Source organism: Bacteroides propionicifaciens DSM 19291 = JCM 14649, from assembly GCF_000375405.1.
GTDB lineage: Bacteria > Bacteroidota > Bacteroidia > Bacteroidales > Bacteroidaceae > Bacteroides_E > Bacteroides_E propionicifaciens.
In genome coordinates, this window is the sequence record NZ_AQWS01000040.1 from 1 (window position 1) to 21,788 (window position 21,788).

The following is a 21,788-nucleotide window of genomic DNA, read 5'->3' on the forward strand; positions in this document are numbered from 1 at the left end:
CTTGCCTTTCAAGCTTATCGGCTAGCTGTTTGGTTTGCTGTTGAGCCTGAGCCAAAGCCATTCCATAGCCTGGTACAATGATGACCTCTTTGGCATCTTGAAGAATATTTTCTAAAGACTCCTCTTTTTCTTTGGGCTGAACGGGTGTCTTGATCTCTTTTTTTGGGCCTGATGAAGCCTTATGAGCAGTCGATGTTTTACCTAGTAGAATATCAGTGAGCTGACGATTCATGTTTCGACACATAATCTGAGTCAGCAATAAACCCGAAGCACCCACAATACCACCAACTGAAACTAGCAATATATCGCCAATAGCCATACCTGCAATAGCACCTGCTACCCCACTAAGAGAGTTTAAGAGTGAAATAGTAATGGGCATATCGGCACCACCTACTCGAATAGCAAAAGTATAACCAAAAAGACAACTTGAGAGAATAGCCAGATAAAGTGTAAACGAAGGGTTAGCCACAAATAGTGTCATATTGGTAGTAGCAAAATATGAGCAAATAACAGCTACGACAGAACCTGCCAGAAATAAATTGGTTAGTGATCTGTGGTTATGCCAAATAATAGGTTTCTGAGGTAGAATCTTGTGCAGTTTACCTGCCGCCACTAAGCTACCGATAAGCGTTATAAAACCGACGACTACAGCCAAAATAGCGGTAACACTCGTAAAGTGTTCGTAAGCCGATGGGATACTACCTATTCTTAAAAAAGTAAGTGTACCCACCAAAGCCGAAGCCGCTCCGCCTACTCCATTGAGCAAAGCCACCAACTGAGGCATTTGAATCATTTTAACACGTTTTGCTAAGGAGTATCCAATAACAGAACCTACCAAAATGAATATATAGATAACTGAAATATCAAATATTTTATAATAAATCAGAGTTACCACTACACCAGCTAATAAACTCAGTGCACTCAATGTATTCCCACGAGTCGCTGATTCGACTTTACTCATGAGAGAAATACCAATCAAAACAAAGATTGATAAAACTGCACAACAGATATAATAGATTAGAGCACTCATTTTTTACTTGTTTTTTTCTTATTAAACATCTTAAGCATACGGTGAGTAACACCAAAGCCACCCACAACATTTATTGTAGCCAGAATAATAGATATTCCACCCACAATCTGTCCAATTAGAAATCGTGCTCCATCTTGTTCGTAAGAAATTCCAACAGCCAAAATAGCTCCTAATAAAGAAATCCCCGAAAGAGCATTCATACCCGACATCAAAGGGGTATGCAACAAACTGGGCACATTTTTTATAATGAAATAACCCAGTATGGTTGTGATCAAAAAAATCAAGATTAGATATATAGGATTCATATTTAGTATTTTAAAACCGTAACTAAGCTAGTCTTAGTTACGGTTAAGTGAATTGCATAAATCATTTTAGTCCCATTGCCTCTTTTGCACCACTATGTACTATCTCTCCACGGTGGGTAACAAGGATAGATTGAACTATTTCATCATCCATATCTAAAACTATTCTCTTGTCTTTAGTTAAGAAATGTACCAGATTAAACACATTCTGAGCAAACATCCAAGTTGAGCTTGTAGGGAGTATTCCTGGAATATTTTTGATGCCAATTAGTGTTACACCATGCTTAACCTCAACTTTTCCTGGAGGAGTTAATGCACAGTTACCACCTTGATCAATGGATATATCGACTACAACTGAGCCATTTTTCATCTCCTTGAGCATCTCTTCGGTAATAAGAATAGGTGCAATCTTTCCAGGCACTAACGCGCTACAAAACACGACATCGCATTCTTTAATAACTTCTTTCAGATTCTCACGCTCTTTGACTAGCCACTCTTCAGTTAGACTGTTAGCGTAACCACCTTTTGCTATAGCCAGTTCGGAAGGAACTCCCGTTTCAACGACCTTAGCCCCCAAGCTTTGTGCTTGTTCAGCTGCAGCAGGGCGAATGTCTGCAGCATAAGTTATAGCACCGAGCCTGCGTGCTGTTGCAAGGGCTTGCAGTCCTGCTACACCAACACCGAGCACCAATACTTTGGCTGGTTTAATGGCACCGACAGCAGTAAACATTTGGGGCATAAAATTGGGGAGAGCATTAGCTGCGAGTAGAATCCCTTTGTAGCCTGCACAAGTACTCATAGAAGTCAGAGCGTCCATATTTTGAGCTCTCGAAATACGTGGAATACCATCTAGGGTTAAACTTGTTACTCCTTGCTTAGCCAACATCTTAACCATATCATGATTAACTGGCGAGGCGGGATGAATAAAGGTTATCAAATATTGTCCTTCATGCATCATTTCTACTTCATGTAGTTTGACCTGTTCATTAAAGAGGGGTTCTTTGACCTTAAGAATCAATTCAGCACGCTGAAAAAGATCTTTAGGGCAATCAATAATTTCAGCACCAGCCAATTTATAATCTTCATCATGATAAAAAGATCCGTCACCTGCAGATTTCTCTACAAGAACTTGCATGCCAGCACTCACAAACTTTTTCACAGTTTCTGGACTTGAAGCCACGCGAGCTTCTCCAGGCATAATTTCTTTAGGAATTCCAATAATCATAATCTCAGTGTTTTTTAATAGTATTAAAGTATAGGTTAAAATAAAACGGGCATTAAACTCATAAAAAGCTCTAAACCACTATGTATACACCAAGATAACGATAATTATTGATTTTTGTATTTTTTAGCAAATAAAAACTAAAATAAGATATAAATAGCTGCATGTAAGAAGTTTGGACCTACAACCAAACCAAAGGCTCGTTTACCCCAAACCATTTACTGGTTTAATACAAACGAGTAACTCATTTTGGGTAAGACAACTGATGGGAAATAAAAAAGAGGCTATCTCACGTAATGTAGATAACCTCTTAGGTCTTTTATACTAAAAGTAAAGCTAGATTTATAGCGTACGCTGTTCTAGCACACGAATGAAATAACTAAGAATACGATAATAAAGATCATCTCCTAGAATAGCATCTTCGATCCCGTGATCTATACTTGGGTTATCGTTAACCTCAATAACAACAGCCTTACCATTAACCACTTTCAAATCGACACCATAAAGCCCCTTACCAATTAGTGAAGTAGCTTTAAGTGCTGTACGAAGGACATCCTGAGGGACTTGATAGATAGGAATTGTATCGACCAAACCACTGTTACTCTTACCCGAATCAAGATGCTGGTAAATCTGCCAATGCCCTTTGGCCATATAATATTTGCAGGCATAGAGCGGCTCTCCATTGAGCACACCAATACGCCAGTCGAAATCAGTTGGTGTAAACTCTTGGGCTAATAAAATAGCTGAGTCTTGAAACAACACAGCCAATGCCGCCTGCAATGTCTCTTCGCTATTAACTTTCTTCATTCCATGCGAAAAAGAACCATCCGGTATCTTTAAGATAAAAGGACTACCTATTTGCTCACTTATCTCCTCAAAACTATTCTGATTCGACTGAAACACAAGCGTAGAAAGAGGTGCTGGAACTTTCTCTTTGGCTAGTAACTCCTTTAGAAACACTTTATTGGTGCAACGAATAATAGAGGTTGGATCGTCAATAACAACAATATCATTCTGCTCTGCTTTTTGAGCAAAATGGAACGTGAAATGGTTGAGCGAAGTAGTCGAACGAATAAAGAGTGCATCAAACTCCAACAAGCGAGTTACATCCTCCTCTGTGATTAGCTCAGCATTGATATTCATCTTCTTAGCAATCTCCAAAAACTTTTGAATTGCCTTTTTATTACTTGGCGGAAAAGCCTCGGAAGGATCGTGAAGAATACCCAAACTATATCTAAAAGCTTTTGGCATACGTGGGGTACGCCAAACCTTTTTGTTAAAACGGTCGAGAGCATTGGCGAAAAAGTCTTGCTGTTCCTCTTGCAAATCTTTAAGAGACACATATTTGACCGACTCGATTTGGTTCTTCGTACGCGTATTTAGCTCAACACGCAAAATCGGACATGGATATTGGTCAAAAATAAAGCGAGCAATCTTTTCGAGTCCCTTCTCTTGACATAAACCAAAGTAAATATAAAAATGCCAAGTATCAGTTTGAATATTATTTTTTAGAATCCACTGATAACAACATTTCTGCAAATTGATATCCATGCGCAAACCTGCACCTGTTTCGAGCTTATTGATGGTTTTTACGCTAGGAAAAGCATTATCACCCCGAGCTTGAGCCAGAAGAGAGCCATAATAACCTTCTGAGTTATAGCTATAATCGTTACTTAGGTTTAGAACAAGTTTAGTTGATTTAGAGGAGCTTCGATGTTTAAGATAATCCGAAACACTGCTGATACTATTTGTTTCGTAATAGGGTTTCCAATCAGACAAATTATCCAAAAGGATGATGACATTATTCATGCTAAATTATTAAATGTATTTTGCTATAAAATATTGATTTAATAATAATACGACTGTCTGAATATAAGCGCATTAACTTCTTTATCTTTTTTGCCGGTAAATAGTTGAAGCCAGATACTTTACAGTATTACTACTCTTAAATTTGGGATGCAAATTAAGCAATTAAGTTTTGAATTATGTGAGTTAAAATCGAAATTGTTTTGGGCTTAATGATTATTCATCATTGGAACTTATTCCGAACATAATAAAAGAAGGTCTAGACCCTTTAATTGATCTAGACCTTCATCTCACCTAAAAATAAACTTATAAAATGATGTGTCGTTATTTCATATTGCCAGTAGGCATTAAAGAGCTATCTACAGCCTCTTTCAATTCCCACTGACCGTCAAAAGTATCGTATAATAATGAAGTATTTTTATTCTTTAGCTTAACCGTTTCTCCATTAATTTCTGGGTGCTTAAGTCCTGCACTAAAAGTTGCTTTAATCTTTGGGTTTGTGATATAAATGCTAGCCGACTTTTTAGGGTCTAGTTCAGCCTTAATAGTCCAATCACCACACTCAAAACTATCGCTTAATCTTTTGATTTCGGCTATTTTATTACCATTAACATCCAACTGAATAATAGTTAAGATTCTATTGGCTTTGCTTGCTTTAAAACTTGCAGTAAGCGACCAGGGATCTGACAAATCTTCACCACGTACAGCTACCTTCTTATTTGGCTCAGCAATATAACCCTCTATTTGAGATAGATTAAAATCTTGATTGCTGAACATTTGAGCAACAGAGGTAAACTCTCCCTCAGGGTCTTTGGTAATAAATAAATTATTTATTGGGTCAATATTAAACTTGATTGGACTGTGTAATAACCAATCCCAAGTAACAGGCTTACTAGCTTCCAATTCATCATAAATTACAATAGTATTGGGGTGAAGTAAGAAGATATGGCGCAAGTACTTTTTAAGTGGAGTCGCACCAAAACCGTGTTCACGAGATTGCGAGATACCTTGAGCTTTAAAATTCTTATCCCACATAGGATATTCACTCACACCTTTATAAGCTTGTGAAGCATCACCCAGAGCATAAGAGATATGATCACCATTGAACATTCGTGATATATGGCCGTAGGCACGTGTTGTAAAGCCTTGACCCATTCCATCTACCAACAACGTGTTATGAGCACGAGTATGGCGATAAGATAATAAGTTATGCAGGTCTGAGAAATTCATATAATGACCAACTGCCCTATACACAGGTTTACCACCGTACTGCAAATTGAATGCATTCTGATTTGAATGGGTATGACTTCCTGAACCAAATGGGCTAGAGTGGAAGCTTAAACTAAGGTTCTTATCTAGTTGATCTAAGTCTGTATGAACAATCATTTCACCAGCATCAGCAAATAAAACTGCCTGAGGAGTATTGCTAGGTAAAGCATTAGATGCAGGGCGTTTTTTACCACTAGCCATACGGTATAGACGAGTTTCCGCCTCATTCATATATCTAGTATTGAGTGAAGAATACCAAGCTGCATATTGATCACCTGTTGTACGTGCCATGAAATCGGCAAAAGCACTACGCACGCGAAGTGGTTTAGGATTCATCTTTTCGTGTCCATCACCAAAGCCTGAGCTTAAAGAGTTTGGTAACCAGCTATAAGCAAGAGCTAATCCTACGTTTTGATAGAATGGGTGTTGAAAAAAGTCAGTTCCAGTGATATAAGAATAAAGCATTGGTACATACGACAGAGTAATAGCGTTTGCGCTAAAGTAGCTTGTACCGTTATGCCAAACACCACTTCTATTGAAGCCCGAAGCTGGAGCACGAGCTGTCCAAAGCTCATAACTATATTCTAAGTATTCTTTGGCTAGCGGATCAACATCTTTCATCACCAATGCACTTTGTAGTAGGTGACGGAAAGTAAACTGCCAAAAGTGATTTTCAAAGACATGGTTATCAGCATATCCAATGGCATGCTCGTAATACTTGACAAGTACCTTGTGCACAATATCTTCAATCTCCTTACGTTCTTTAGGAGTAAAGTCATTATAGAAATACTCATAGGCTGAAGAGAGTAAATAGGCTAGCTCTCCTGCCTTAAAATCGTTATTGATTGCATTGTCCTCGTTACCATTAGCCAGCAGGATACGAATATTTTTGAGCATCTGCTCTTTATAGATATCCAATTGGAACATGAGATAAGCTGTCAACAGGTTGTGATGATGCTCAAAAAGCTGAGTAGTTTTGCCGTAAGGATCAGTATCTGTCTTTATGTTGAAGGCTAAAGCTGCACGACTATCCGCAATGAGTTGTTCGAACTCAGGATCTTTGCGCACGTGTTTGCGAGATTCCTCTAATGTTTCATTCAAATAAGGATACATCCGAGGAAACTCAGAAGGAATATTATTTAGAAACTTGTCAACCGATGGCGTTACAAACTTAGGTACATCACTTGTTACAGTAAAACTATAAGTTTTGCTCCAAGCCAGCTCTTCACCCTGTTTTGTAACAGAACGAAATCTCCAATACCACGTTCCATTTTCAAGTTCTTGATGTGCATTAAATATATTCCAACGCACAGGTTTCGATAGTATGGTTTCGGAGCCTGAGAAATTTTCATATCTTGACAAATTAAACTGCAAATAATAAGACTTTTTCATATCCATTGGGACAATCAATGGAGCAGGGTTAATATAGAGTGCATTTCCTTGTTGCGGATATGGAGTATTACGCACATTGTCGTGAACAGCTTGTGGAGCCTGAGCCCATAAGGTTCCCCAAGTTAGCATAAGGATGTAAAAAGTTGCGATAAATCTTTGCGACATGAGCTAAACTATTTTGTATTGTGTATTAGTTAAATTCTTTATTTAATTCCTAGAGTAAATCTTTATTAAGTATTTTAATATATAGATATTCCTCCATTGTAAAATTAAATAAGTAGGCCTATATATCATTCCAACCGTGTTGAAAATAGTTTTGAAAATGTCTTATAAGACATCTATAAACACTTAATTTAGATTTAAACGAGTAAAGACTACAAAAAACAAGCACTCAAACTGCATATCTACAACCTGAGTGCTTCTATTATATATATCTAAGAGGTCCCTTATCTACTTCAGTAAGTACGGAAGTGTGTACTCTCGATTCTTATAAAGATAATTAGCCAAGAGCACATGAGCCAATGCATCTTTAGCCAATTCATCATCAAGCTCCATAGGGATTTGATTCTTATCTCCCTCTAGCTTAAACTGAACAGCAGGGCGATTAGGTTGCATAATAACCATTTCATTATCTACCCTAAAAGCATTGATATCGTGGAATTGCATAATCGCTCTACCAGGAACACTATCGGGTAGATGCAGCAAGTCACGCCCAGGCATCGGATGCTCAAAATCAGCACCCAACAAAGAGAGAGCAGTAACAGGAATATCAATTTGGCTACATAGCTTATCGTATCTCTCACCACTCAAACTTGGTGCAATTATAACAGCAGGTATGTGAAACTTATCTACGGGCACGAGATGATTTCCGTAGGTACGTGTATTGTGATCGGCGACAATGACAAATACAGTATTCTCAAAGTAGGGTTCATTCTTTGCAAGTTCAAAGAACTTTCCGATTGCAAAGTCGGCATACTTCATCGCATTATGCACTGAAGCTTTTGGTTCTTCGTAAAGCTCGATTCTACCTTCAGGAAACTCAAACGGCTCATGATTCGAACTAGAAAACATCAACGAGAAAAATGGCTGATCGCCGAGTGACTTAAAGTACTCATTAGCCTTTAGCACCAAATCTTCGTCGGAATATCCCCAAGTGCCTTTCATTGCATATTTATTACCGTCCGAGGTAAAGCTAGTCTCATCAATAATATCATCAAAACCGTTACCACTAAAGAACGAAGCCATATTGTCGAAGTTTGCCATTCCTCCATAAATGAAGCTTGTATTATATCCTTTAGGTTTTAATAAGTTGGCAAGCGTAAAAAAGTCTTGTTGAGCATTGGGTAGTTTCACAACACTTTCTGAAGGTGAGGGTAGAAATCCTGTAGTTACTGCTTCAATTCCACGTACACTACGCGTCCCAGTACTATATAAATTAGTAAAAAGTAGTCCTTGAGCAGCAAGGCTATCAAGGTTAGGAGTCAAGGGTAAGCCCCCCAAGCAACCTACATACTCAGCACCAAGACTCTCTTGCAGGAAAATCACCAAGTTATAAGGACGGTCTTGAATAGAATCAGCATCTTGAGGATGTAATAAGGGGATTTCATTAGATGTAAATTCAGATTCAGGAATATCCATATAGGCACGTACACGCGTGATAGCCTCTTCTTGTGACATCTTTCCATAAAGCTTGGCCGGATCAGTCTCATTTTTTAGTGAGTAGAGCGAAAAAGCAACGGTATAAAGCGAGTTTAGACCCATAACGTTGGCAAGCTGGTCGTTACTGAAAACAGAGTTACTTGCATTGACTGGGCGTTTCGAGGTCAGACTTCCTCTAGCCCCCCAAAACAAAAAGAATCCAAGAACTGGAAAAACAATCAAGCGAACGAGCCAGGTACTTTTGGGCACAGAAAAGACATACGAGGCCGTTTTCTTAAGTAGCCAAATCACTAGTGCAAGAACAAGCATCATTATGATTATGGTTATCAATCTGCCCTTGAGGAGCATAGTAGCTACTTCTTTGGGATAGATTAGATATTCTAAGAAAAGTTTATTGGGACGGGTATCGTACTGATCAATAAATTCTGGAGTTACTAGCTCCATAAAGAATATAAAGAATAGGAATATACTACAATATATAGCCAGAAAGCGCGTAGTAATATGCCTCATCGTAGAGGGCATAACAGTAACCACCAAGGCTGGAATAAAACTCAGATAACACATCAGAATAAGGTCTATACGAAACCCCAACGAGAACATCTCTAAATAGTTATCAACTTCAACTAGCCGATCTTTATAGAGTGCAAATATAGCCAGCCTGCTAATCGTGAGGATCATTATACCAAGCATAACAAACAAGAAAATCGGCCTTAGAAAGGATAGTTTACTATTTTTCATAGATACAAATTAATATACATTCGCAAATATCACACTTTAAGATATTTTATACAATTATTAGCTCTCATTTATGTGAGTAATCTGTTTATAGAACAAAACAAGAGGCTTTATGTTAAAGAACATTGGCTCAATAGTACTTAAAAGTGGAATATTTTAGTAACTTTATAAGACTAAACTTTTTTTGCAGAAAGACAACTCCTAGGTTCCCATCAAGAATAAAAAATGCTGATAACAAGGCAATACGGATACTTTCTAACTAGTTACAAGTAAACTAGACCATTTTAATTTAACATGTTATATTAAACGTATGAAGAACAAACTAATCTATTTATGCCTAATTGGCTTCATTGGTATTTCAAATTTATTGATGTCATGCAGCCAAACGAATAAAATAAACTACAAAGAGGTAGATAAAGAAAGAGTGAAAGCACTTAACAAAGAAATCTCTGAGCAAGGAATTACAAATATTGAAGAGATAGCCAACTTATACAGCCCTAAGGATCTCTATGCTGAGGGAAACTATAGCTACGAAGTTACGCTAACCGAAGACCAGCCCAATTATGAGCTAAAAATCAAAGAAGAAGGTGTAATGGATGACTCCTTAGATGGTGTTCTATCTATTATATCCATAAAGAAAGTCGGTAACGACCTAAAAGTAACTAATATTAAACAAGCCTTCAAATGTAAGAAAGATCGTGGTCAACAAGAATGGGGACCCGAGTTTTGCAACTAAGCTCAGGCTGAGATTCTCATAAAAACAAATCAGGTGGATAGTTAACTATCCACCTGATTTGTTTTAGTATGTTTATTCTAACTCTTGTCTCAAAAAACGAGGAGTAAAGCCCATATCTGTTTTTGCAACCTCTTCGGGTGTACCAAAACCTAAGAGCTCACCTCCACCCTTACCTCCATCAGGACCTATATCAATGATATAGTCAGCCATTTTGATAACATCGAAATTATGCTCAATAACAATCACGGTATTACCTTTATCGACCAAGCGATTTAATACAGCCAATAGCACACGAATATCCTCAAAGTGAAGTCCTGTTGTAGGCTCATCAAGGATATAAACCGTCTTACCTGTATCACGCTTTGAAAGCTCAGTCGCCAACTTCACGCGTTGGCTCTCGCCACCCGATAGAGTCGTTGAAGATTGTCCTAATTTGATATATCCTAATCCTACATCTTGGATTACTTTAATCTTATTCAGGATTTGAGGTACATGCTCGAAGAACTCTACGGCTTGGTTGATGGTCATATCAAGAACATCGGCAATAGACTTACCTTTGAATCGAACCTCTAAGGTCTCTCTATTATAACGTTTGCCATGACAAACTTCGCAAGGAACATAAACATCAGGTAAGAAATTCATCTCAATGGTCTTGTATCCATTACCCGAACAAGTTTCACAGCGTCCACCTTTTACATTAAAGGAAAATCGACCTGGTTTATAACCTCTAATTTTGGCCTCAGGCAATTCGACAAAAAGCTTACGAATGTCTGAGAACACACCAGTATAGGTTGCAGGGTTTGAACGTGGTGTACGTCCTAGCGGCGACTGATCAACATTGACCACCTTATCTATATGTTCAAGCCCTTCAATGGTGTCGTAAGCAAGAGGATCTTGCAGAGAGTTATAAAACTTCTGCGATAGAATTGGCTGCAAGGTATCATTAACTAAGGTCGATTTACCACTTCCCGAAACTCCTGTAACACAGATTAGTCTTCCCAAGGGAAAAGCAACATCAATATGCTTTAGATTATTGCCTGATGCACCTTTAAGTAGTAATGAATCACCACTACCCGCACGTCTTTGGGTAGGAACTTCAATCTTCTTCTTACCATTAAGGTACTGAGAAGTAAGGGTATCGGTCTTAACCATCTCTTGTGGTGTGCCCGAAAACACGATTTCACCTCCCAAACGACCAGCTCGAGGACCTAAATCCAACACGTAGTCGGCAGCAAGCATCATGTCTTTATCATGCTCGACTACAATTACGGTATTTCCTAAATCTCGAAGTTTCTTAAGAGAGTTGATTAAACGTAGGTTGTCACGCTGATGAAGACCAATACTAGGCTCATCTAAGATGTAGAGCACATTAACGAGTTGTGACCCAATCTGAGTCGCCAAGCGAATACGCTGACTCTCTCCACCCGAAAGGCTGACCGAACTACGATTAAGCGATAGGTATTCTAGCCCCACATCGAGCAGGAAGCGAAGACGTGTACGGATCTCTTTCAAGATCTCCACCGCAATTTTATTTTGTGTAGGCGAAAGGAACTGCTCTACATGCTCCATCCAGTCGTATAGCTCAGAGATATCCATCATCGAAAGCTCGTTGATGTTTTTATCGTGAATACGGAAGCTTAACGATTCCCTATTAAGTTTTGCTCCATGACAAGATGGACATACAGAAGTTTTAGAGAACTGCTCAGCCCATTTTTGAGCCGTAGCCGATGCATCACTATCCTTGAGCATATGGATATACTTAACCACTCCATCAAAAGTTACGAAGTAATCGGAAGAGGTACCAATAAGAGAATTCTTAATCTTAATTCGCTCATCACTACCATAGAGCACCTCGTCAAGAAGTTCAGTAGGTAGATCTTTGATCGGAGTTTTAATGGTAACCTCATTCTTTTCGAGCAGAGCTTCGATCTGCCAGAAAATCATGGAGTTTTTATATTTACCTAAGGGGGCAATTCCGCCCTCGTATATAGATAGTTTTGGATTGGGGATAACCTTCTCTACATCAATTTGATTGACAATACCCAGCCCTTTACACTTAGGACAATATCCTTGAGGTGAGTTAAATGAAAAGTTATGAGGAGCTGGTTCACGATAAGAGAGCCCCGTTACAGGACACATCAATCGCTTGCTATAATGACGAGCTTCATCCGTGTCGGCATCAAGAATCATGACCAAGCCATCTCCTTGCTTCATCGCAATACCAACACTTTGCTTTAACCGATCAAGATCGGAGTTGGTAACCACCATCTTATCAATTACAATCTCGATATCGTGGTTTTTATAACGATCCAGCCGCATACCATAAACAATCTCTTTTATCTCACCATCTACCCGTACATGAAGATACCCACGCTTACGAATTTGTTCAAAAAGCTCTTTGTAATGGCCCTTACGGGCACGAACAACAGGAGCAAGCAAATAAACTCTTTTACCCAGATAGTCGTTTAAGATTAGATCGAGAATTTGCTCTTCAGTATATTTAATCATCTTTTCTCCCGACTCATACGAATAGGCCACACCTGCGCGTGCAAAGAGCAGACGCAAATAGTCATAAATCTCAGTAGTGGTACCTACAGTCGAACGTGGATTACGATTTGTGGTCTTTTGTTCAATAGAAATTACAGGACTCAAGCCAGTAATCTTATCGACATCTGGACGCTCCATATTACCCAAAAAATTCCTCGCATAGGCCGAAAAAGTCTCAATGTACCGCCTTTGTCCCTCTGCAAATATAGTGTCAAATGCCAAAGAAGACTTTCCACTTCCACTAAGACCTGTAATAACGGTTAAGCTATTCCTAGGAATCTGAGCATCAATATTTTTAAGATTGTGTACACGGGCACCGTATACGTTGATATATTCTTTTTCTTGCATATTCATCATTATAGTAATTATAATTTAATGTGCTCTAATTCAACCCTATCTATTGAATAGTATTGAGAAATAATATTACCCAGCACACCAATCGACAAAATTAACGTTTACAACTCAATTATAGTTTTAAATGATGCAGAATTATTTTCTTAAGTGTGATTCTATGACTATATAGCAGTTTATTCGTACCTTTGTCTTACTTAAGGAATGAATTATCTAGATAATAGAACTATATAAATAATGGATAGAATAAAACGCATATTTCTAATATTTACTCTATTAAGCTGCTCAATGTTGAGCAGTTTTGCTCAAGAGGCAGCCAACTATTTTCTTCATACAATACAAAAAGGTGAAAACCTGTATACCATCGCAAGCATGTATAATGTGAGCCAAGAAGATATTGTAAAGTTAAACCCTGGAGCAGATCGCGTTATTTTTACAGGGAAAGCATTAAAGATTCCTCAAGTTAAAGCCCAAAGTAGTGACGATGAGCTTTTCTATACTATCAAACCTGGAGATACACTTTACCGACTATCGGTTAACTATAAAGTATCAACTCAAGCCATCATGAAAGCAAATCCTGGGCTTAGTGCACAAAACTTTCGCATAGGTCAGGTTATCCGTATCCCTCAAGTTTCAGAGCAAGAAATACAACAAGAAATAGCTAAGCGAACTCAAGAAGAGACTCAAAAACTAGAAGTACGTCCTGCAGTAAAATCACGTTGTAGAGAGATGCATAAAGTTAAACGCCGTGAGACTATTTATAGCGTTAGTAAGGCCTATGGCATTACTGAAGACCAACTTATTGCTGCAAACCCAGAACTCACCAAAGGGATGAAGCGAGGTATGTTTGTTTGTATCCCCTACCCCAAAAGCGAACTACAAGAAGAGCAAATAGCGGAAATTATAGAGAATCCTTTTGTGGTTGATAATCCACCAACCGATAGAGAAGTCTTTCAGGAGTTACAACGTGAGGCAGATACTCGACTAACAACTATAAAAGCTGCAATCATCTTACCTTTTTTACCCGAAAATGGTCAACGTGCAGAATCACAACGTATGGTTGAGTTCTACGAAGGAGTATTAATCGCCGCAGACAGTTTGAAACGTTTGGGAACTTCTCTGGATTTATACGTATACGACTCAGGCCGTACCGAAGCTTCGGTGAAAGCTATTCTAGCTAAACCCGAACTTAAGGAGGTGAACATCATTTTTGGCCCACTCTATCAGGCTCAAATTAAACCCTTGGCGAGCTTCTCTGAAGCGAATAATATTCGATTAGTAATACCATTTAGTGGAAATACAGATGTCGTTTTCAATAATCCATCTGTCTACCAAATCAATACACCACAATCTTATCTCTATAGCGAAGTGTACCAAAACTTCGCAAAGATGTTTGCTAATCCGCAAGTGATCTTTGTTGAGCCAGCTGAGAAAGATGCTAGTAAAGATGAGTTTATCAAAGGTTTTAAACAAGATTTAGACATTAGAGCTATCAAGTATAAACAATTGTCAGTTACAAATACTGTTGGTTTCATGGAAACAAGACTAGACACCAATAAGGCTAATATATTTGTTCCTACTTCGGGCAACGACGTTACACTAATTGAGCTAATGCCAAAGCTTAGTCAAGTTAGAGAGCGGAACCCTGAAATTAGCATCAGTATGTTTGGCTATCCAGAGTGGCAAACCTATACCAAGGACCATATAGATAGCTTCTTTAAGGTCGACACCTATTTCTACTCATCATTCTATACGAACAACTTGCTACCAGCTGCAAAGTCGTTTACACGCTCCTACCATAAATGGTATAGCAAAGACATGATTGATACCTATCCCAAGTATGGAATGTTAGGTTTTGATATTGGCTATTTCTTCTTAAAGAACTTATCCGACTACGGCAATAACTTCGAAGCTAAACTAAAGGATATTCGATTAGACCCAATTCAAACAGGCTTTAACTTTGACCGTGTTAACACTTGGGGCGGATTTATCAATAAGAAGGTATTCTTCGTTCACTTCAACAGAAACTACGAGTTGATTAAAATCGACTTCGACTACTAATTACATCACAGTCTATGCATAAAATAAAACATTGCCTGCTCGTCGCATTATTTACAATGCTAGGTAGCAACCTTGTAAAAGCTCAAATAGGAGAACCACGCAACATCTTTAGTGTCGGAGGAAACCTTGGTATTAATATCAACTCCGCGACTTTTACTCCAACGATTAAACAAGGTACACTTATAGGCCCTAACTTAGGTTTATCAGCACGCTACATTACCGAAAAGTATTTTGCCATGATTTGTGGAGCTCAAATAGAGCTAAACTTCGCTCAAAGAGGATGGAAAGAGGCTTTTGAAGAAGGTGATATGAGCAGTTACAGCAGAACCATGAACTACGTAGAGATTCCTTTTCTGGCGCATTTAGCCTTTGGGAAAGAGGATAAGGGAATGCAATTCTTTATTCACCTTGGTCCTCAATTCGCATTTCTAATCAGCGATAAAGAGAAGTTCAGCAAAGATTTTGAACCTCAGCATCAGGTTACTGAACAGTATGGAAAGAAGTTTGACAACAAATTTGATTATGGTATTACTGGTGGCCTTGGTGTAGAACTTAAGACTAAAAAGGCTGGTAATTTCTTAATTGAAGGTAGATATTATTTTGGTCTTGCCGATTTCTACAACAACTCTAAGAAAGATTATTTTGATCGCTCTGCCCACAGCATAATCTCTGTTAAACTCTCTTACCTAATTGACATCATAAAATAATACAAATACACACAATCAACTCGATTGTATAAATAAACAATAAAGGCTCACAGTTAATCCCTGTGAGCCTTTATTCTTATATCAGAGTAGACTATTATTATCTTATTCTATCGTAAGAACGAACTAAAACCTCATCTTTACCAATCCCCCTAATAGCAAGGTAGTTTAGTATTAAAGCTACTACAGGTAAACAAATTTTCCAATCCAAGAAGAAGCCAGCATCTAGCGAACTTTTTAATTTAAAGATAAAGAATACTAATGCAGCAATATAGCCAAGCATAATCAAGGCATTGAATATGCAAATTCTAAGCTGTAGCGGACGATTTTTAAATAGGAATATTGTTAAGAAAGCTAAGACAGCAGACAAAACGAGTAAGCTAAATAATGCCCAAGTAGAATAGGTTTCAGCAGGGGTAGAAAGACCTAGTGGAGAAAATGGAAATTGAGTAACTCCATTATCAGATGAGAAATAACCCAAAGATAAAAACGAAGCACAAGCTAAAATAATAGTTACTAAGAGCAAGTAAACAGATTGGATGCGTTGTATCATAATGATTATGTGTTTAAAATAAAAGATGTGGTGCTAGTTAATATTGAGAAAGTCAAGCAAAGATATGAGAAGATTAACTTCACACGCACTGCTTGACTTTCAGTTCTTTATTCAAAGACCCAATACCATTATTGGATTCTATCTTTCTCTTTTGCAGGGTTTCTGTAGTAAACTTTACCCTCTAGGTATTCTTGAGTTGCAATTAGAGTTGCTTTAGGAAGACGCTCGTAATAGCGAGAAATCTCAATTTGCTCTCTATTCTCAAAAATTTCTTCTAAATTATCTTTCTCAGGACTAGCAGCGAATTCTGCTAATTTCTTAGTAAGATCATTTTTCATCTCCACGCTCAACTGATTTGCACGCTTACCAATAATAGCAACTGATTCGTAGATGTTACCTGTGTCTTGCCACAAATCGGCCAAGTCACGAGTTACTGTAGTAGTCGGTGCTTTTGATTTTTTGTAATCCATAAATCTATAATCTTAAATTTTAGTCCTTAAATTCTTCTATATTTACCTCTTTGATTGAATTCTTAAATATCTCTTCTACCTCAATAATATATTTTGATTCAGGGAATTCATTCTTAAATCCGTAGTATTCATCTATTGCATCACGATAACGCTCATCCTTCTTTTCATGAATACTATTCTTAGCTATCTGATATTTAGAACGCAATATTAATATACTTAGTGCCTCTCTTTGTTTTGTATAAGGATAGTCTAATAAAGCATTTTGAGCAGTAATAATACTCGATTCATAATTATTACCCATGTACAGACCTAAATCATAATAAAGCTTAGCTGCTAAGTATTCTTTCTTTACAAGTTTTTCTTGAAGCTCAAACATCATACTTTCTGCTTCTTCCTTACGAATACTATTTGGATACTCTTCGAGGTACAAATGTAACTCCTGAAGTGCCTTGTAAGTACTAGACTGATCGAGTCTAGGCTCTGGTGTATCTAAAAACAAAGCTCGTCCTGCCTGAAACCTTGCAACCTCGGCATATTTACCACTAGGGTAGCTTGAATAATAAGTAATAAAAGTTGTTGCTGCTGTTGTATAGTCTTTCTGATTGAAATAACACAAGCCTAAAAGATATACTGACTCTTCTGCCTTATCTGTAGCTTTCAAAACAAGCACAAGATCATTTAGCAAGGTTGCAGCTCTGTTATATTGCCCTTTGGCATAATAAGCTTTAGCTGCTTCATACTTATACTCATAATCTTTGCTTTTTAGAAGCCTGTTATACTGTCCACAAGACGACAAAATAATTGCCGCTAAAAGAGTTATAATGATGTTTTTCTTCATGCTTTGTCGTAATAATATGCAAATTTAAAGATTCACTTTTAATATAGCAATTCTTGTTTTATTTTAGTTCTTAGCGTTCAGCATTCTCAGCCTAAAACTCTATACTTTTTTAAGATGTTTGTAAGGTAAGTGTTTAGATATCCAGCTCCAAATTTTGTTAACTTATATACACATTCATTACTTTTATTTTACCATACAGCTATTAAAACATTATAACACCTGTAATTATAATTAAAATAAAACTAATATATAAAATCCAACCTATTCATATTGGTTATACCCAAAACAACAGGACAGAATCACCTAGTCATTTAGTACAAACGAGTGGGTCGTTTCATCTTTATAAGTAAGTCGAAAGATAAAAGCGAGTGAGGCTTTAACTTGTTACTTGAATCTTCAATAAAGATAACAATTTTATAGCAATAACTGATTTATTGTTTCAAATAATCAGCAAACTTTTGTTTATCTGAATTATATTAACGAATTTTGCACGCCTTCTAACACATAGTATTTCTAATCACAAAAAAACAGATGAAACTAGGTAAATTAGTGGGCTACACAGGCCAAACTTCAGTCCGAACAGAATTAGTTGCGGGACTTACAACGTTCTTGACCATGTCTTACATTCTAGCTGTCAACCCTGACATTCTCTCTCAAGCTGGAATGAGCAAAGAAGCAGTTTTTACAGCCACAGCACTTAGTGCAGCAGTAGGTACATTCCTAATGGCTGTTTTGGCCAAACTACCTATAGCTTTAGCACCTGCAATGGGTGTAAATGCATTCTTCGCTTTTACCCTTGTACAAGGTATGGGCCTTCCGTGGCAAGCAGCATTGGCTGCTGTTTTTATTGAGGGGATTATTTTTATTCTGATCACACTCTTTAATGTCCGAGAAGCTATTGTTAAAACCATCCCCTTAAGTCTTCGCTATGCTATTTCGGCAGGAATAGGGATGTTTATCTCTTTTATTGGACTCAAAAATGCTGGTATCATTGTTCCTAACCAAACTACCTATGTCATGCTTGGGGAATTCAACCCCATTTCAATATTAGCCATTGTAAGTATCATGCTCAGCGGCATCCTAATGAAACTAAAAGTAAAAGGAGCCCTATTTTATAGCATTTTGCTCTGTACACTGATTGGTATTCCACTAGGAGTTACACAAATCCCTGACAATTTCGTACCCGTATCGATGCCCCACTCACTCGAGCCAACTTTCATGCAATTCGACTTTGCTCACCTACTATCAATAGATATGGCCATTGTTGTTTTTGTTTTAATCTTTATGGACCTATTCGATACCCTGGGAACTCTAATTGGTGTAACAGCCAAAGGTGGTCTTATGGATAAGGACGGAAATATCCCCAATATGAAACAAGCCCTCATGGCTGATGCAGTAGCTACTACAGCTGGTGCTATGTTTGGAACTTCAACAGTAGGAGCATTCGTAGAGAGTGCAGCTGGTATTAGCGAAGGCGGCCGAACAGGACTTACCGCCATTACCGTAGCTATTCTATTTATTGCTTCACTCTTCTTTGCTCCTTTCTTCTTACTCATACCAAGTGCAGCAACCACAGGAGCTTTATTTATCGTAGGGGTATTAATGATAGGTAATGTGCACAAAATCGACCTCGAAGACATCGCTGATGCCTTGCCCGCATTTGTTACTATGCTCATGATGGTACTAACCTATTCTATTGCAGATGGTATCATATTAGGTATGTTAAGTTATGTGGTAATTCGAGTTTTCACTGGTCGTTATAAGGAAATTTCAGCAACAATGTATATCTTGGCTATTCTATTTGTACTCAAATTAGCATTAGGATAAACAAATGAATTTTGAATTAACTTCGAATTATAAACCAACGGGCGATCAACCCGAAGCCATAAAACAATTAACAGAAGGTATTAATAATAATATTCCTGGCCAGACACTCCTCGGAGTGACTGGTTCTGGAAAAACCTTTACCATAGCTAATGTAATAGCCAACGTTAATAAACCAACCTTGGTGCTTAGCCATAATAAGACTCTTGCAGCTCAACTTTATAGTGAGTTCAAGAGTTTTTTCCCCAGTAATGCCGTCGAATATTACGTATCCTATTACGATTATTACCAACCTGAAGCCTATCTTCCAGGCAGCGATACGTATATCGAAAAAGACTTAGCCATAAACGACGAAATTGACAAACTAAGGCTGGCAGCAACTTCCTCACTTCTTTCGGGACGTAAGGATGTTATAGTGGTATCTTCGGTGTCTTGTATATATGGTATGGGAAACCCTGCCGACTTCTACGAAAATGTGATTGAAGTTGAACAAGGGAAAATAGTCAATCGCAATGTTTTACTACGCAGATTAGTTGAGAGTCTATATGTAAGGAATGACATCGAGCTGAATCGTGGTAATTTTAGAGTAAAGGGAGATACCGTTGATATTTACCTTGCCTATACCGATCACATCTTAAGACTTATTTTTTGGGACGATGAAATCGACAGTATCGAAGAGGTCGATCCTATTTCTGGAGTTAAAATAGCAGATTACAAAGCCTATAAGATATATCCAGCCAATCTCTTTATGACCACCAAAGAATCAACACTCAGGGCCATTCATCAAATTGAGGACGACCTAACCAAACAAGTGGAGTATTTTAAGGAGATCGGCAAGCCCTACGAAGCCAAACGACTCTACGAACGTGTTACTTACGACATGGAGATGCTTCGCGAGCTAGGGCACTGCTCGGGTATCGAAAACTATTCACGCTATTTTGACGGTCGAGAACCAGGCACAAGACCTTATTGCCTGTTAGATTTCTTTCCTGAGGATTTCTTAATGGTTATTGACGAAAGTCACGTGAGCATCCCCCAAATCAGAGCTATGTATGGTGGAGATAAGGCCAGAAAAACGAATCTTGTGGAGTATGGATTTAGGCTACCAGCAGCAATGGATAATCGTCCTTTACAGTTTGAAGAGTTCGAAGAGCTGGTCAAAGAAGTAATTTATGTAAGTGCTACACCAGCCGACTACGAACTAATGAGGTCAGAAGGTGTAATCGTGGAGCAGGTTATCCGACCAACAGGCCTACTAGACCCAATCATTGATGTACGTCCAAGCATGAATCAGATCGATGACCTAATGGAAGAGATTCAGCTACGTATCGAAAGACAAGAGCGTGTATTAGTAACAACGCTTACTAAGCGAATGGCTGAGGAACTAACCGAATACCTATTAAATCATGGAGTACGCTGTAATTACATACACAGTGATGTGGATACACTAGACCGCGTTAAAATCATGGATGAACTCAGACAAGGTATATATGACGTACTTATCGGAGTAAACCTTTTGCGTGAAGGATTAGATTTACCAGAAGTTTCATTAGTAGCAATATTAGATGCCGATAAAGAGGGCTTCTTGCGCTCACACCGATCCTTAACACAGACAGCAGGTAGAGCAGCCCGTAATATCAACGGTATGGTTATCATGTATGCAGATAGGATCACAGACAGTATGCAAAAGACTATCGATGAAACCAACCGCAGGCGTATAAAACAAATCGCTTACAACCAAGAGCACAATATAACACCAACACAAATCAAGAAGGCAAGAAACCTATCGGTGTTTAGCAGTCATAACGACGAATCTGGTAAACCTTATATAGAAGCTGATACACCATCTATAATAGCTGACCCTGTAGTTCAGTTCATGAATAAAGACGAACTAAAGAAGACTGTAGAGCAAACTCGTAAGATGATGAAGAAAGCCGCTAAAGAGCTCGACTTCATCCAAGCAGCTCAATACCGAGACGAATTATTCAAACTCGAAGAATTACTGGAAACAAAATAATTAAAGTCTAGTTTAATTATTACTAAAGAACTGGACTTGCTAACTTTACCCGCACAACTAGTTAAGGGATAAAAAACTATCTTTATCCAATGAAACAACGAAAAGTATACAACCGAGAGTTTAAAGAAAATGCAGTCAAGTTGAGTTATGAAAGAGATAACTTAAGTCAGTTTGCTCGTGAGTTAGGAATCTCAGTCAAGCAACTCTATAGTTGGCGAAGCCAATACAAGATTAAAGGATCAGAGAGCTTCCCTGGAAATGGTAATACGGCA

The 21,788-nt window shown here is 38.1% G+C and carries 16 protein-coding genes; 6 read left to right on the top strand and 10 right to left on the bottom strand.

What is annotated here, in order from left to right:
• From B091_RS0110465 to B091_RS0110490, 6 genes are all read right to left on the bottom strand, one after another.
• On the bottom strand, positions 1-961 hold a 961-nt coding region (locus B091_RS0110465; protein ID WP_244847831.1), incomplete at its 3' end, for an NAD(P)(+) transhydrogenase (Re/Si-specific) subunit beta.
• Positions 962-1,026: 65 nt separating this feature from the next.
• Complete coding sequence (locus B091_RS0110470; protein WP_025069633.1) at positions 1,027-1,335, bottom strand: NAD(P) transhydrogenase subunit alpha part 2; 309 nt, start codon at positions 1,333-1,335, stop codon at positions 1,027-1,029.
• Between the two features lie 61 nt (positions 1,336-1,396).
• Positions 1,397-2,557: an NAD(P) transhydrogenase subunit alpha gene (locus B091_RS0110475; RefSeq protein WP_018109948.1), complete on the bottom strand. Its 1,161-nt coding sequence runs from the start codon at positions 2,555-2,557 to the stop codon at positions 1,397-1,399.
• A gap of 339 nt (positions 2,558-2,896) precedes the next feature.
• Positions 2,897-4,363, bottom strand: coding sequence for a RimK family protein (locus B091_RS0110480; protein ID WP_018109949.1), 1,467 nt, complete (start codon positions 4,361-4,363; stop codon positions 2,897-2,899).
• A gap of 321 nt (positions 4,364-4,684) precedes the next feature.
• Positions 4,685-7,186, bottom strand: a complete 2,502-nt coding sequence (locus B091_RS0110485) for a DUF4962 domain-containing protein (protein WP_155888332.1) — start codon at positions 7,184-7,186, stop codon at positions 4,685-4,687.
• Positions 7,187-7,471: 285 nt separating this feature from the next.
• A complete protein-coding gene (locus B091_RS0110490; protein WP_026166370.1) occupies positions 7,472-9,418 on the bottom strand; it encodes an LTA synthase family protein in 1,947 nt (648 codons plus the stop codon).
• A gap of 307 nt (positions 9,419-9,725) precedes the next feature.
• On the opposite strand from B091_RS0110490, the gene B091_RS0110495 reads away from it, so the two are divergent.
• Positions 9,726-10,151, top strand: a complete 426-nt coding sequence (locus B091_RS0110495) for a hypothetical protein (RefSeq protein ID WP_018109952.1) — start codon at positions 9,726-9,728, stop codon at positions 10,149-10,151.
• 72 nt (positions 10,152-10,223) lie between these two features.
• Here the strand turns inward: B091_RS0110495 and uvrA are convergent, their stop codons facing one another.
• Positions 10,224-13,046, bottom strand: coding sequence for an excinuclease ABC subunit UvrA (uvrA, locus tag B091_RS0110500; protein WP_025069631.1), 2,823 nt, complete (start codon positions 13,044-13,046; stop codon positions 10,224-10,226).
• A gap of 240 nt (positions 13,047-13,286) precedes the next feature.
• Between uvrA and B091_RS0110505 the strand changes: the two genes are divergently transcribed.
• Complete coding sequence (locus tag B091_RS0110505; RefSeq protein ID WP_025069630.1) at positions 13,287-15,110, top strand: PBP1 and LysM peptidoglycan-binding domain-containing protein; 1,824 nt, start codon at positions 13,287-13,289, stop codon at positions 15,108-15,110.
• A gap of 56 nt (positions 15,111-15,166) precedes the next feature.
• Complete coding sequence (locus tag B091_RS0110510; protein WP_018109955.1) at positions 15,167-15,817, top strand: porin family protein; 651 nt, start codon at positions 15,167-15,169, stop codon at positions 15,815-15,817.
• Between the two features lie 97 nt (positions 15,818-15,914).
• On the opposite strand, the gene B091_RS0110515 is transcribed toward B091_RS0110510, so the two are convergent.
• From B091_RS0110515 to B091_RS0110525, 3 genes are all read right to left on the bottom strand, one after another.
• The gene (locus B091_RS0110515) at positions 15,915-16,367 is read right to left on the bottom strand and encodes a DUF4293 domain-containing protein (RefSeq protein WP_018109956.1); all 453 of its coding nucleotides are present in this window, start codon (positions 16,365-16,367) and stop codon (positions 15,915-15,917) included.
• A gap of 128 nt (positions 16,368-16,495) precedes the next feature.
• On the bottom strand, positions 16,496-16,837 hold the full coding sequence (locus B091_RS0110520) for a DNA-directed RNA polymerase subunit omega (protein WP_018109957.1): 342 nt from the start codon (positions 16,835-16,837) through the stop codon (positions 16,496-16,498).
• 19 nt (positions 16,838-16,856) lie between these two features.
• Positions 16,857-17,675, bottom strand: a complete 819-nt coding sequence (locus tag B091_RS0110525) for an outer membrane protein assembly factor BamD (RefSeq protein ID WP_018109958.1) — start codon at positions 17,673-17,675, stop codon at positions 16,857-16,859.
• Positions 17,676-18,206: 531 nt separating this feature from the next.
• On the opposite strand from B091_RS0110525, the gene B091_RS0110530 reads away from it, so the two are divergent.
• The 3 genes from B091_RS0110530 to B091_RS0110540 all read left to right on the top strand — a co-directional run.
• Positions 18,207-19,502, top strand: a complete 1,296-nt coding sequence (locus B091_RS0110530; RefSeq protein WP_018109959.1) for an NCS2 family permease — start codon at positions 18,207-18,209, stop codon at positions 19,500-19,502.
• A 4-nt stretch (positions 19,503-19,506) separates the two neighbouring features.
• Positions 19,507-21,516 (top strand): excinuclease ABC subunit UvrB, encoded by a 2,010-nt coding sequence (uvrB, locus tag B091_RS0110535; protein ID WP_018109960.1) that lies wholly within the window; start codon positions 19,507-19,509, stop codon positions 21,514-21,516.
• 89 nt (positions 21,517-21,605) lie between these two features.
• A partial coding sequence (locus B091_RS0110540; protein WP_018108396.1) for a transposase occupies positions 21,606-21,788 on the top strand: 183 nt, incomplete at its 3' end.